We start from the raw sequence: 13,913 nt of genomic DNA on the forward strand, positions 1-13,913 counted from the left end.
ACTGCATGCGTCTTTCATGAAGAACATCGTCATTCTGGTTTCCGGTCGCGGCAGCAATATGCAGGCGATCGTAGAAGCCAATATCCCTCAAGCCCGCATTGCGGCAGTGATCTCCAACCGGCCCGATGCTGGCGGCCTGGCGTGGGCGGCTGCGCGCGGCATCGCCACGGCGGCGCTGGATCACACCCAATTTGCTGATCGCGCGACGTTTGATAGCGCCCTGGCGCAACTGATTGACGGGTACGAACCAGACCTCGTGGTACTGGCTGGCTTCATGCGCATCCTCACCGACGGTTTTGTAAACCACTACGCCGGACGCCTGATCAATGTACATCCGTCCCTACTACCTGCTTTTACCGGCTTGCACACCCACCAGCGCGCCATTGATGAAGGCGTGAAACTGGCCGGTTGCACCATTCATTTTGTCACTGCCGAACTTGATCACGGCCCGATCATCGCGCAAGCAGCGGTGCCTGTACTGGAAGACGACACCGCTATCGCACTGGCTGAGCGCATCCTGATTGAAGAACATCAGCTTTACCCACTTGCCGTGCAATGGTTTGTGCAAGGTCGCCTCCATATTGAGGGCCATCGCGTGCGCATTGGTCACGCCGCCGCATGAGCCAACCCCGCGTCGCCAATCGCTGGCGAGCACCCCGCCTTCTGCTGATCCTGGCCTTTGTCGTGTCGTTGATCGCGCACTTTTTGTCGATCTCCGGCGACATGATCTACGACTATGTGATGAACGGTACCAGCCCGGATACCCATGAGAAATTACGCAAAGCCACGCACAAGTTGTCCGCGCAAGAATGGGATGACGATGACAAACGGCCAGAAGCACTCAAGGGCATCAAACGCCCGGATGTAGTCACGGTCTGGCTCACACCGAAGCAACCCGTAGTCAAGGCGCCAGTGGTGGTCGCTGTCGCCCCCAAGCCCGAGCCGCGCAAAGCTTCGCCAGTTGTACGGCGCAAACCCAAGCCAGCAGTACAACTGGCTAGCCGCAACAGTGCCAGTGCCGCCAGCGCGACAGAAGTCGCAGCCGCGTCTGTACCGACCTCCTCCTGGTTCAGCAGTGCCAGCGCCGTTGCCAGTGCACCTGCCAGCGAGACGATTGCCGCAGCCAGTGCGCCAGCCCCAGCTGGCAATGGCAAGGCGAATCACGGCATAACCGCCAGCAGTCCGCAGATCGCCAGTGCAGCAAGCTCGGCGAGCGCTTCTGCCCCGCAAATAGTCGCCGCCGCCAAGGGCTTTCCACAGACAGTGGCGATTACCTATAAATATCAGGGCCTGCCGATTCCGGCGCGGCTGAAATGGGAAGCGCAAGGCGACAGATACTCACTGAATATTGCTGCCTCCATGTTTGGCAAAAGCCGCGCCTTCAGCAGTGTCGGCAGCATCAGCAAAGATGGCTTGGCGCCAAATCGCTTTAGCGACACACGCGACGGCAAGCTGCAAAATGAAGCGCTGTTTGACTGGTCCAGCCATCAGTTGACCTTGCACGACGGCAACAAGACTATTCAAGCGGACTTGCACGCTGGCGATCAGGATTTGTTCTCCGCCGCGTTCCAGTTTGCGCTGCAGGGTTCACGCATGAAGAACTTCACCTTTTCGCTGGCCAGCGGACGCAAGGTGTACCCGAACGTCGCATTTGAGATTCTGGGTGAAAAAACCCTGAAGCTTTCCGGCAAGCCGGTCGATGCCATTTTGTTACGCGGTGTATTTGAAGACCGGGTTTTTGATTTCTGGCTGGCGCCGCAGTGGTCCAACCTGCCCGTGCGCATGGTCTTGAATATGGGCAAGGACTCGCCGCTGGATATCTGGGCCACGGAGATCGAGATCGATGGCAATACCGTACTGGAAGCGCCGATTCCTGGCCTTGATCGCCCACGTGGCCCGCACGGCTAACCCTTATCTGTTCGCCAACACCATGAAGCCTATGAACTTTCGCTCGTTGTTAATTGCCTGCTTGTGTGCTTTTCCTGCCATGATGGTCGGCGCAGCCACGCCCGGCGCTTCGGCACCAGCCGAGGCATCGAGTATCGTTGCGGTCAGCCAGCAAGCTGCTGTTAATCCGGCGCAGCTGGATGCGGCTACAGCAAAGGCAATCAAGGCTTTTCCGCAGAACGTAGGCATCACTTATGTCTATCGTGGTTTACCCATTCCGGCGCGTCTGAAGTGGGAATCGGGCAATGGCCGTTATTCGTTGACGATTGGCGCCGCGTTGTTCGGGCGCACGCGGGCCTTCAGCAGCGAAGGACGCATTGGCAAAAATGGTCTGGAGCCAGAGCATTTTACCGACACCCGCGACGGCAAGCTAGAAAACGAAGCGGTATTTGATTGGTCCAGCCATCAGTTAACGCTGCATGATGGCGACAAAACCTCGGTCAATGAATTGCATGCGGGCGATCAGGATTTGTTCTCCGCCGCCTTCCAGTTTGCCTTGCAGGGCGTGCATAGCAGAAATTTCACTTTCTCCATGATCAGCGGTCGCAAGGTCTACAAAAATGTGGCCTTTGCAGTCATAGAAGAAAAAACATGGCGCTTGTCTGGCCAACCCGTTGATGTAGTTTTGCTGCGCGGCACCTTCGAAGATCGGGTATTTGATTTCTGGCTGGCCCCGCAATGGTCTAACCTGCCAGTAAGGATGGTGCTCAATATGGGCAAAGACGCGCCGCTGGATCTTTGGGCCACGCAAATCGACATTGATGGCACGGCGGTACTGCAACCACCCACCGCTGATCCGGGCTCTCGACCCAAATCATCGGGCAATTAAGCACTTTTGTATTTTGATGTCCGGCACGCTGGCAGCACAATTTGCCGCAAACCGGGCAACTGAGAACCTGCAGTTCGCACCACTGGCATCGATCGGATGGCTCTTGGTGCATTACGGACCGCAGCGTTCTTTATTGTTCACGAATTAACATTACCAAGAAAAAACACCATGCTTCTCACAACGATCCAGTTCAACGCAGTGCTCGACGCCCTTGAGCAGATTCTGCCCTTCACCGCTCCGGCTGACGTTTGTATGTCGCGCCTGTTCCGCGAACATAAAAAGCTGGGCGCGCGTGACCGTAGCGCGGTGGCAGAAAACGTCTTTGGCGTATTGCGAGCGCTGCCCAAACTCAAGTGGATTGCTGGCGAAGAAGCCGGTGCGCGCCTGTGGCTGCTGGCTTTTCATGCCGCCGTAGAAAAACGCACCATGAAAGAACTGGCCACCTTCTATCGCGAAGACCAACTGGAACTGGCGAAGAAGTGGAAAGCCGTGAATCTGGCGGAAGCGCCGCTCGCCGTGCGCGCCGGGTTTACGCAATGGATTGTCGACGCCTTGCACGCAGAAGGTCGCAGCAATGACGAAATCCTCGCCATTGGTCACGGTCTGGGCCAAAGCGCGCCACTGGATATCCGCGCCAACTTGCTAAAAACCAAGCGCGACACGCTGCTGGAACAATTGCGCGCGGAACATTTTGTGGCCGAGCCAACGCCTTACTCGCCTTGGGGTATCCGCTTGGGTGCCAAACCCGCCTTGTCGCGCCATCCAGGTTTCCTTGGCGGTCTGTATGAGGTGCAAGACGAAGGCAGCCAGTTGCTGGCGTTGATCTCTGGCGTACGCCGTGGCCAGATGGTGACCGACTTCTGCGCTGGCGCCGGTGGTAAAACCTTGGCACTGGGCGCGCTGATGCAATCGACCGGGCGTTTGTATGCGTTTGACGTGTCGGAAAAGCGTCTGGCCAATCTGAAGCCGCGGGTGGCACGTTCTGGTTTGTCCAACGTGCAAGCGCAACTGATTTCATCCGAACACGATCAAAAGATCAAACGTCTCGCAGGCAAGATGGATGTGGTTCTGGTCGATGCGCCATGCTCTGGCTTGGGTACGCTGCGCCGTAATCCGGATCTGAAATACCGTCAGACACTGGTAGGCGTGGGTGAACTGAACAACAAGCAGGCATCGATTCTGGCTTCGGCGGCACGACTGGTAAAGGTGGGCGGGCGTCTGGTCTATGCCACCTGCAGTATCCTGGAGTCGGAAAACAGCGTCATTGTCGATACCTTCCTCGCCACTCATCCCGAATTTGAGCGCATGGACGTTCGTACGCTGCTGAGCAAAGAACGCGTCGAGCTTGAACTGGCCGGCCCGGACCTGGTTCTGAATCCGCAACAGCACGGCACTGATGGCTTTTACGCCGCCGTATTGCAACGCAAACCGCTGCAGGCTCAAGTTCTGGAAAGCGAAGCCACAGAAGAACTGGAAGAGTCCGCCGCTGCTAACGATGCTGACGAAGAAAGCGGCGAAGCCGTTGCGGTCGAAGAAGTTGTGGCTAGCGCGCCCTGAGTGACTTGTTCCCGGCCAGGCCGGGACTGCTAAACGAAAAAAAGCCCCGGTGATTAGCCGGGGCTTTTTACATTCCGGCTCGGTCATGGGCCCGAGTCGGAACGGTGAACTCTTTATTCGACGATCAAAGTCAGGTCGTTAACCGATTCCATACTGGAATTACCCGGACCCCAACAAACCTTGGCGCGCTTGCCAACTTGATACAGCACAAGGCCGTCAACTTGTTCGGGTTCACCCAAGCCACCGGCACGGTTCACGCGCATATTCGGTTCAAACTTGGTTACATCGGAACCAACCTTACCAAAAAACGGGATGCTGATGCTCATGGTGAATCTCCTTTCGGGCGACTTATTCAATGACTTCATCATACATCAAACGTAGTTAAATTACGTAACTAAATTTCAAACGTTTATCACTAAATACTACAAAAAATCATACGAAAACATCGAAAATAAAATCAAAAATACAATCCAACACACTGTTTTTTATATGTTTTTTATATGTTTTTTAAATAATTAGGACAAAAACATAAAATTCAAAATGGATATTTTTGTAGTATAAATGACATTTAATTAACGTTTTTGGTGCAGAAAAACATCATTTCTAGCGTTTATGCACCAGAACTACGCACCCTTTTCGCCACTCGAACCCTACACTGCAGACAAATGGTTGGCCGTCAGACCCATCAATAAAAAAACCTCGCCGAAGCGAGGTCTTTTTTTGACAATACAAGCCAGCGACTGCCGGTTATTTCACAACCCGCAAATGCGAACGCCCTGCCGATGGACGCGGCGGCTCGGGATGATCATCATCGTCGTTGTTGTCCTGCTGCACAGCATCGTGGAGATCTTTGCTGGCCAGCACCGGGCCCGACTCGGCAGAAGAGCCTGCTACTTCTTCCGGCGGCGCTTCATATTCAAAGCCCATCCCCTCACCGTTCTCACGCGAGAAGATCGAGACCACAGTGCCTACCGGGATCATGATGTCGCGCGACACGCCATTGAACCTGGCCGAGAACGATACGTAGTCATTGCCCAGATTCAAACCACGAGTGGCGTTGTAACCGATGTTAAGAACAATTTCCCCGTTCTTGACGTATTCCATCGGCACCTGCATCTCGTTGCGGACCGCAACAACCAGATAAGGCGTAAAGCCGTGGTCGGAACACCATTCGTGAATGGCACGAATCAGATAGGGTTTGGTCGAGACTGATGACATGGATATACCCCAATAGCATGAAAGGCGATGCGCCAAACTACGGTGGCACATCGCGCTCATACCATATTACTTGCGCATGGCTTTTTCGTTGGCGGTCAACGAATCGATAAAGGCCTGGCGGCTGAACAGACGCTCACCATACTTCAGAATCGAGGCCAGTGGCTTGGTCACTTCAATGCCATAGTGCTCAAAGCGCCACAGCAGCGGTGCAATGGCCACGTCCAGCATCGAGAACTCTTCACCCAGCATGAACTTCTGCTTGGCAAACAGCGGAGCAATCTGGGTCAGATTGTCGCGAATGGTCACGCGGGCAGCATCTTGCGCTTTCTTGGTGGCGGCGCCGTCTTCCAGTGTTTTCACGTGGATGAACAGTTCGCGCTCGAAATTGAACAACATCAGGCGGGCACGGGCACGCATGACCGGATCAACCGGCATCAGTTGCGGGTGCGGGAAGCGCTCATCAATGTATTCATTGATGATGTTGGATTCGTACAAGGTGAGATCACGCTCAACCAGAACCGGCACTTCGTTGTACGGGTTCATGACGGCGAGGTCTTCTGGCTTGCTATGCACGTCGACATCGATGATTTCGAAGTCCATGCCTTTTTCAAACAAAACGATGCGACAGCGGTGGCTGAACGGGCAAGAAGTGCCGGAATACAGCTTCATCATAAGGCGGGGTCTCCGAATGGGGATGACGTAAAACGCTGAATTGTAAAGACTTTCGCTCAACAAGGCCAGAAAATGAGCGATAACCAAATGATTAATAAGGAAAAAATGCCTGTCTGCCGAGCGCCACACTTGAAGATATGACCAGCTCAGGATTACCAATGAAAAACGGGGCCAATGGCCCCGTTTTTTGCTGCATCACCCAAGCTGCTTAGTGTTGCACGTCTTTCCAGTAATCCTTCTTCAGCGCATAAGTCAGCGGGAAGAGGATAAAGATCAGGAACAGCAATACGGCATAGCCGATTTGCTCGCGATGAATCTGGGCTGGCTCACTGATGTAAACCATGAAGTTGACCAGATCGCCCACGCGCTTGTCGTACTCGGTGGAATCAACCTTGTCGCCATCAAAACGAGTCAGCAGACCGGTTTTGACCAGCTTCACGCCTTCCAGCACTTGGGCGTCTTTGCCGTTAACCTTCTCGGTCTTGTACACCGGCTCCTGGGTGCCTTGCAGCTCCCACAGCACGTGCGGCATGCCAACCTTGTCGAACACTGCGTTGTTCCAGCCGGTCGGGCGGGAATCATCACGGTAGAACGAACGCAGGTAGGTATACAGCCAGTCAGCACCGCGAGCACGAGCTTCTACCGACAGATCTGGCGGAGCAGCACCCAGCCAGTTCTTGGCATCGGCGTTGGTCATCGCCACACGCATCGGGTTACCAACCTTGTCGGTGGTGAACATCAGATTCTTTTTGATCTGATCTTCAGTCAAGCCAAGGTCAGTCAGGCGGTTGTAGCGCACCAGCGCTGCACCGTGACAGGACAAGCAATAGTTGGTGAAGGTTTGCGCGCCGCGTTGCAGCGACTCGGTATCTTGCAGGTTGATCGGTGCCTTATCCAGCGCCGGACCACCTTCTTCAGCAAACGAAGCCAGCGGCAGGCACAGCACTGCAGCGGCAAGCCAAACACGTAAATTCAGTTTCATGGCTGCGGTTGTCCTGTTAAATCACTTTGGCAAAGAGAGCCGTGAGCACCAAGGTAATCGCGACATAGACAAAGAAGCGAACCTTGCGCTCAAACGTCGCATCGGTCGTGCGGCTTGGTACCGGCTTGTAGCTATCGAGCTTGGTATAGAACGGCATACCGGCAAAGAAGCCAAAGTAGATCACCGACAGAATCCGCGAGACCAGCGTACGCACGTCTGTTGGCGGCAACGTACCCAGAATGCCCAGACCGATAAACGCCACCAGGAACAGCACCAGCGCAGTCTTGAATACCGGGCCGCGATAACGCACGGACTTGACCGGTGCACGATCCAGCCATGGCAACAGCGCAATCACGACAACCGCAGCGCCCATCGCCAGCACGCCCCAGACTTGCGAACCAAGGAACGACGGCACCGCACGCAAAATGGCGTAGAACGGAGTGAAGTACCAAACCGGCGCAATGTGCGGAGGAGTCTTCAGCGGATCAGCCGGGATGAAGTTGTTGTCTTCAAGGAAGTAACCAAACATGTTCGGCTTGAAGAACACGATGGTCGAGAACACGATCAGGAAGACCACCACACCCAGGATATCCTTGATGGTGTAGTGAGGATGCATCGGCACGCTGTCCAGCGGAATGCCAGTCTTCGGGTCTTTATTCTTCTTGATATCCACGCCATCCGGGTTGTTCGAACCGACTTCGTGCAGCGCGATCAAGTGAGCCACCACTAGCGCCAGCAGCACCAGCGGCACAGCAATCACATGCAGCGCAAAGAAGCGGTTCAGTGTCACGTCGGACACCACGAAGTCACCACGGATAAAGGTCGACAGGTCTGGTCCGATCAGCGGAATCGAAGAGAACAAGTTAACAATAACCTGCGCACCCCAGAACGACATCTGACCCCATGGCAGCAGGTAGCCCAGGAACGCTTCGGCCATCAGCACCAGGAACACCAGCGAACCGAACACCCAAACCAGTTCACGTGGCTTCTGGAACGAACCGTAGATCAAGCCACGGAACATGTGCAGATAAACCACGACAAAGAACATCGAGGCGCCGGTGGAGTGCATGTAGCGGATGATCCATCCCCCCGCCACGTCACGCATGATGTATTCGACCGAATTGAACGCCACCGAGATGTTGGTGCCCGGAATGAGCGAGCCATCCGGCTTGTAGTTCATGGTCAAAAAGATACCGGTAACAATCTGGATTACCAGCACCAACAGTGCCAATGAACCAAAGAAGTACCAGAAGTTGAAGTTCTTGGGCGCGTAATACTCGGACATCTGCGACTTCCATGTGGAAGTCAGCGGAAACCGGTCATCAACCCAGTTGAGGATTTCTTGTGCTTTGCTCATGTCTCAGCCTCTTTGGGAGCCGGTTACTTGTCGTCGCCGATACGCAGCGTGGTATCGGTCAGGAACTTGTAGGGCGGAATAGGCAGGTTCAGTGGCGCCGGAACACCGGAGTACACGCGACCTGCGAGGTCGTATTTCGAGCCATGACAGGGGCAGTAGTAGCCGCCGAGCCAGTCCGGACCCAGATCCGCCGGAGCCAGCTCCGGGCGGAAGGTTGGCGAACAGCCCAAGTGCGTACAGACACCGGTGGCAACCCAGATTTCCGGCTTGAGCGAACGCCATTCGTTGTGCGCGAAATCCGGCTGATCGCTGGCGTCAGACTTGGGATCGTTGAGTTTGCCATCAAGCTTGGGCAGATTGTCGAGCATTTCCTTGGTGCGTTTAACCACCCACACCGGCTTGCCGCGATATTCGACGTTAATCTTCTGGCCCATCTCAAGCTTGCTGATGTCCACTTCTACCGGCGCGCCAGCGGCTTTCGCGCGCTCTGACGGCAGGAAGCTTGCGATAAACGGCGTCGCGATTCCCGCTACAGCTACCGCACCTGCGCCACTGGTGGCGAGAAGCAGAAACCGACGTTTGCTGTTATCAACGTGCTGGTCACTCATAACCCGATCCCTGACAAATTATGGAACAAGAAACAACGACCAAACCACGCTCGCGCGTGGTTCATGGGTGATGTTGCTCGTAAAACGCGTGAATTCTACCCGACGTGCGGCCGAACTAAAAGCCGCACGCGTACAAGGGACTACCAGCCACCACTGCCAGCGTAACCGGCAAGCTCTTTACTGAGTTTGTCAGACACTACACCGGTGATTTCCGCTACGCGTTCTTTGGCTGTTCCAGGATAGCTGACCTGAAACACTCTTGCCGAAAGATTCAGCCCGCCACTGGCGGGGCTCAACATATAGACCATCCGCGCCTCGGTAGGCTGTTTGGCAGTGGTCACAACCTCGGCAAACTCCACTCGCATGGCGCTGCGATTACGCACATTCATGCCTTTGCCGGTGCGAAATTTAACGATGTCATCGAGCACGGCTTGAGCAGTGCGGCCTGTAATACGCACGCTAGGCACCTGACCGGGAGCCGGCAATTTGGTCTGTGGCAATTGCGCCTCAGTCGGCGAACTGGCATTACCAACACCGGGACGACCGCCCGAAGACGATTCTGGCGGGGTAGCACATGCCGCCAGCAACACGCTGGCAACCAGCGCCAGCAGGCGCAGTGGGGAAAGTGATTTCATATTCACGCGATTCATACCGGGTTGGGAACTTCCAGGTGGATAACGTCAAGGCCGAAGTGAGCCGCAAGATGATCGCCCAGCGCCCGTACACCGCCTCTCTCGGTAGCATGATGACCAGCCGCCAGATAGGTCACACCGGATTCGGCCGCCAGATGTGTCACGAATTCAGCGCTTTCGCCGGAAACAAAACAATCGATATCCAGTGTGGCCGCTTCATGGAAAAACCCTTGGGCGCCACCGGTACACCAGCCGATGCGGCTGACTGTGCGATCGGCCGGGCCCAGCACCAAAGGTTCGCGTCCGGTTGCGGACATTAACCGGGCGGTCAGTTGTGCCACCGTAGCTGGGCTACTGAGTGTGCCAACGCAACCAAGTTCCTGATCGCCAAAAAATTGGTCAGCCGTCGCACCCATTAATTTACCCAGCGTCGCGTTATTGCCGACTTCCGGGTGGGCGTCTAGCGGCAGATGGTAAGCAAAGAGGTTAAGATCTGCCCCAAGCAATGCGGCAATTCTGGCTTTCTTGGTCCGCACCACTGGCTGGGCTTCGCCTTTCCAGAAAAAACCATGATGCACCAGCAAAGCATCGGCCCCCGTTTCTATCGCCATTTCGATTGCAGCCAGGCTGGCGGTGACCGCTGTCGCCACCCGGGCGATACTTTCACGGCCCTCAACCTGCAGGCCGTTTGGGCAATAGTCGCGAAAGCGCGATACGGACAAATATTGTCCGATATACTTTTCCAGTACCTGTCTGTTTACCGGCATTGATCCGGGTCCCTATGAAAAAACTTTGGTTGATTTTCGCACAAACCACTACCGCCGGGCTTGCGATCTGGTTCCTTGCAACCTTGCTCTATCCGGAGTGGGTACCGAACAAGGCGATCCGCGAAGTGGTCACGCTGCGCGAGAGCACGCATGCTTCCGGCCCGGCCAGCGCGGTTGCTTCCGCGCCCGTCAACCGTGCACCGCTTAGCTATAGCGCCGGTGCGCACCGGGCAATGCCAGCGGTGGTGAATATCTATACGTCCAAAGAAGTACGCTCACCGCGCCATCCGATGCTCAACGATCCGGCATTCCGCCGCTTCTTCGGCAACGACGATGCGCAGCGCACTTCCAGTCTGGGCTCCGGGGTGATCGTGTCCGACAAGGGCTACATCATCACCAACAATCACGTGGTGGAATCGGCCGACGAGATTGAAGTCGCACTGGCCGACGGTCGCACGGCCGAAGCTAAAGTGGTGGGCTCTGACCCCGATACCGACCTGGCTGTGATCAAGGTCGATGAAGGCACCTTGCCGCCAATTGCCTTTGCCGATGGCGACAAGTTGCAAGTGGGCGACGTGGTATTGGCAATCGGCAACCCTTTTGGTGTGGGCCAGACCGTCACCATGGGCATTGTTTCCGCGCTGGGCCGCTCACAACTGGGCATCAATACCTTCGAGAACTTCATCCAGACCGACGCCCCGATCAACCCGGGTAATTCCGGCGGCGCGCTGGTGGATACTGAAGGCAATCTGGTTGGCATCAATGCCGCTATCTATTCACAGTCTGGCGGTTCGCTCGGCATCGGCTTTGCCATCCCGGCTTCCACCGTCAAGCAGGTCATGGAAGCCATTATCAAAGACGGCAAGGTGACTCGCGGCTGGCTGGGCGTAGAAGCGCAGGATGTCACGCCGGAACTGGCGGCGTCGTTCAAGCTGAAACAAGCCCACGGCGCGCTGATTGCCGGTGTGGTGCGCGGTAGCCCGGCGGATAAATCCGGCATCAAGCCGGGCGACATCCTGTTGTCGGTCGCGGGCAAAAATATCGACGACTCATCGGCCATGCTCAATCAGGTGGCGGCACTCAAGCCTGATGAAATCGCCGCCATGCATTTGTTCCGCAACGGCCAGGACATCACCTTGAATGTGAAAATCGGACGTCGTCCGAAAATTGCCCAACGCTAAAGCATCGCCATCGTGAGCCAGCCTGGCTCGGCCGATAAAAAACCGCCCAGTCGCTTAGGGCGGTTTTTTTATATCGCGGCAAAGCCGACTAGAACGGGGAGGCAACACCATCGCAGTAACGCTCGCTCAAGCTAACCGCCGCTCAACAACAGCATTTCCGCTGCCGAGAGATTTTCCGGCTCGCCCAGCAGCACCAGCACGTCGCCCTCCAGCAATTCGAAATCGGCCTCAGGCAAGACTGGCGGCATATTGGTTCGGCGCAGGGCTTTCACATCGATATGCATCGCTTCCAACCCCAACTCACCCAGATGGCGCCCGATTGCCGCCGAACCTTTGATCAAGTGCACACTGTGCAGGCGCGGCTGGGAGCGGTCGCTTCCCTCCACGTCATCGGTCGCGCTGCGAAAGAAGCCACGGAACATCTGATAGCGCGCTTCCCGGACTTCCCGAATGCGCTTGAGCACCCGATTGAGCGGCGTGCCTAGCAGCATCAGCGTGTGCGATGCCAGCATCAGGCTGCCTTCCAGGATTTCGGCCACCACCTCGGCGGCACCGGCGGCTTTGAGTTTGTCTATATCCGAATCGTCGTAGGTGCGCACGATCACCGGCAAATCCGGCCGCAATTGCTTGGCCAGTTCCAGAATCTGTAACGCGGAATGGGTATCGGCATAGGTCACCACCAAGGCGCGCGCGCGCATCAGCCCGGCGGCCAGCAAGACCTCGCGCTTGGCGGCATCACCATACACCACCGATTCACCCGCTGCGCCAGCTTCACGCACCACTTCCGGGTCCAGATCAAGCGCAAAGAACGGGATGTTTTCTTGCGACAACAACCGCGCCAGTGATTGCCCGCTGCGCCCATAGCCACACAACACCACATGCCCCTGCGCGCCCATCGACCGCACCGCAATCTGATGCAGGTTGGCCGCCATATTCATCCACTCGGAACTGGCCAGGCGCAGCACGAGCTTGTCGCTGTGCTGAACAATAAACGGCGTAGCCAGCATCGATAACACCACGCCAGCAATGGTTGCTTGATGCAGTTCGCTGGAGATCAGCCCCGAACTGGCCGCCAACGCCAGCAACACGAAGGCAAATTCGCCGCCCTGCCCCAAGGTAAAACCGGTCCGCCAACTTGGCCCTGGCGACGAGCCAAACAAGCGCGCCAACCCGGCAATCAACAGCATCTTGCCCGGCCCCATCAACGCCAGCACCACTAACACCAGCCACCACTGCCGCAGCAAGGTGCCGAAATCCAGATTCATGCCGACCGTGACAAAAAACAGCCCCAACAGCAAATCACGGAACGGCCGGATATCGTCTTCCACCTGATAGCGATATTGCGTTTCGGCAATCAACATCCCGGCCAGAAAAGCGCCCAGCGCCATCGACAAACCGGCCAGATCGGTCAGCCAGGCAATACCCAGCGTGATGAACAACAGGTTGATCATGAACAGTTCACTGGAATGCTGCCGCGCCACCAGGTTGAACCAAGGGCGCATCAACTTCTGTCCCAAGTACAACAACAAAAACAACACCACCACAATCTTCAGCGCGGCGAAACCCAGCGCGTAGAACATCTCTCCGGCCGGGCGACTCAGGGCCGGGATCATGATCAGCAGAGGCACCACCGCCAGATCCTGAAACAACAGCACGCCAATGGCGTTCTGGCCATGTGGCGCGTTCAGTTCATTGCGCTCAGCCAGCAGCTTGGAGACCATCGCAGTGGACGACATCGCCAATGCGCCACCCAGTGCCAAGCCGGTCTTCCAGTCGCCGCCGCCTATCAACGTCACCGCGCAAACCAGCAGCGCCGTAGCCACTACCTGACTGGCACCCAGCCCGAATACCACCCGCCGCATCGCCATCAGACGGGCCAGATTGAATTCCAGACCAAGGGTAAACATCAGGAATACCACACCGAATTCGGCCAGGTGTTCGGCGCCGGTGGAGCTGTCAATAAAGCCCAAGGCATGCGGGCCAATAAGCATGCCCACAACCAGATAACCCAGCATGGCCGGGAGTTTCAGGCTGCGGCAGGCCACCACGGTCAGCACGGCTGCGGCGAGCAAAAGAAGCAGGGAAGTGAGGTGAATGGCGATTCTCGATGTCGATAATTGTGGGCTTTAGTATAGTGAAACAGCATACCGGCGAGCCTGCCAT

The 13,913-nt window shown here is 56.2% G+C and carries 14 protein-coding genes; 5 read left to right on the forward strand and 9 right to left on the reverse strand.

Going from position 1 to position 13,913, the window contains the following annotated elements:
• Positions 1 to 16 precede the first annotated feature (16 nt).
• The 4 genes from purN (at position 17) to N7220_RS07605 (ending at position 4,333) form a co-directional block, all read left to right on the forward strand.
• Complete coding sequence (gene purN / locus N7220_RS07590) at positions 17 to 622, forward strand: phosphoribosylglycinamide formyltransferase (RefSeq protein ID WP_283150853.1); 606 nt, start codon at positions 17 to 19, stop codon at positions 620 to 622.
• Positions 619 to 1,908: a DUF3108 domain-containing protein gene (locus N7220_RS07595; RefSeq protein ID WP_283150854.1), complete on the forward strand. Its 1,290-nt coding sequence runs from the start codon at positions 619 to 621 to the stop codon at positions 1,906 to 1,908. Before purN ends, N7220_RS07595 begins: the two co-directional genes overlap by 4 nt.
• Positions 1,844 to 2,776, forward strand: coding sequence for a DUF3108 domain-containing protein (locus tag N7220_RS07600; protein ID WP_283150855.1), 933 nt, complete (start codon positions 1,844 to 1,846; stop codon positions 2,774 to 2,776). Before N7220_RS07595 ends, N7220_RS07600 begins: the two co-directional genes overlap by 65 nt.
• A gap of 168 nt (positions 2,777 to 2,944) precedes the next feature.
• A complete protein-coding gene (locus N7220_RS07605) occupies positions 2,945 to 4,333 on the forward strand; it encodes an RsmB/NOP family class I SAM-dependent RNA methyltransferase (protein WP_283150856.1) in 1,389 nt (462 codons plus the stop codon).
• 113 nt (positions 4,334 to 4,446) lie between these two features.
• Here N7220_RS07605 and N7220_RS07610 read toward each other — a convergent pair whose 3' ends face one another.
• From N7220_RS07610 to N7220_RS07645, 8 genes are all read right to left on the reverse strand, one after another.
• Entirely contained in the window at positions 4,447 to 4,659 is a 213-nt protein-coding gene (locus N7220_RS07610; protein ID WP_283150857.1) for a hypothetical protein, read from the reverse strand.
• Positions 4,660 to 5,080: 421 nt separating this feature from the next.
• Positions 5,081 to 5,551, reverse strand: a complete 471-nt coding sequence (locus tag N7220_RS07615) for a ClpXP protease specificity-enhancing factor (protein WP_283150858.1) — start codon at positions 5,549 to 5,551, stop codon at positions 5,081 to 5,083.
• Positions 5,552 to 5,617: 66 nt separating this feature from the next.
• Complete coding sequence (locus tag N7220_RS07620) at positions 5,618 to 6,223, reverse strand: glutathione S-transferase N-terminal domain-containing protein (protein ID WP_283150859.1); 606 nt, start codon at positions 6,221 to 6,223, stop codon at positions 5,618 to 5,620.
• A 208-nt stretch (positions 6,224 to 6,431) separates the two neighbouring features.
• Entirely contained in the window at positions 6,432 to 7,205 is a 774-nt protein-coding gene (locus tag N7220_RS07625) for a cytochrome c1 (RefSeq protein ID WP_283150860.1), read from the reverse strand.
• A 16-nt stretch (positions 7,206 to 7,221) separates the two neighbouring features.
• On the reverse strand, positions 7,222 to 8,562 hold the full coding sequence (locus N7220_RS07630) for a cytochrome b (protein ID WP_283150861.1): 1,341 nt from the start codon (positions 8,560 to 8,562) through the stop codon (positions 7,222 to 7,224).
• A 23-nt stretch (positions 8,563 to 8,585) separates the two neighbouring features.
• On the reverse strand, positions 8,586 to 9,170 hold the full coding sequence (gene petA / locus N7220_RS07635) for a ubiquinol-cytochrome c reductase iron-sulfur subunit (RefSeq protein WP_283150862.1): 585 nt from the start codon (positions 9,168 to 9,170) through the stop codon (positions 8,586 to 8,588).
• Positions 9,171 to 9,310: 140 nt separating this feature from the next.
• A complete protein-coding gene (locus N7220_RS07640; protein ID WP_283150863.1) occupies positions 9,311 to 9,805 on the reverse strand; it encodes a hypothetical protein in 495 nt (164 codons plus the stop codon).
• 11 nt (positions 9,806 to 9,816) lie between these two features.
• Positions 9,817 to 10,569, reverse strand: coding sequence for a Nif3-like dinuclear metal center hexameric protein (locus N7220_RS07645; protein ID WP_283150864.1), 753 nt, complete (start codon positions 10,567 to 10,569; stop codon positions 9,817 to 9,819).
• 14 nt (positions 10,570 to 10,583) lie between these two features.
• Between N7220_RS07645 and N7220_RS07650 the strand changes: the two genes are divergently transcribed.
• The gene (locus N7220_RS07650) at positions 10,584 to 11,750 is read left to right on the forward strand and encodes a Do family serine endopeptidase (RefSeq protein ID WP_283150865.1); all 1,167 of its coding nucleotides are present in this window, start codon (positions 10,584 to 10,586) and stop codon (positions 11,748 to 11,750) included.
• A 131-nt stretch (positions 11,751 to 11,881) separates the two neighbouring features.
• Here N7220_RS07650 and N7220_RS07655 read toward each other — a convergent pair whose 3' ends face one another.
• Complete coding sequence (locus tag N7220_RS07655) at positions 11,882 to 13,822, reverse strand: monovalent cation:proton antiporter family protein (RefSeq protein WP_283150866.1); 1,941 nt, start codon at positions 13,820 to 13,822, stop codon at positions 11,882 to 11,884.
• Positions 13,823 to 13,913: the final 91 nt, after the last annotated feature.

It is taken from the genome of Silvimonas soli (genome assembly GCF_030035605.1).
Lineage (GTDB): Bacteria > Pseudomonadota > Gammaproteobacteria > Burkholderiales > Chitinibacteraceae > Silvimonas > Silvimonas soli.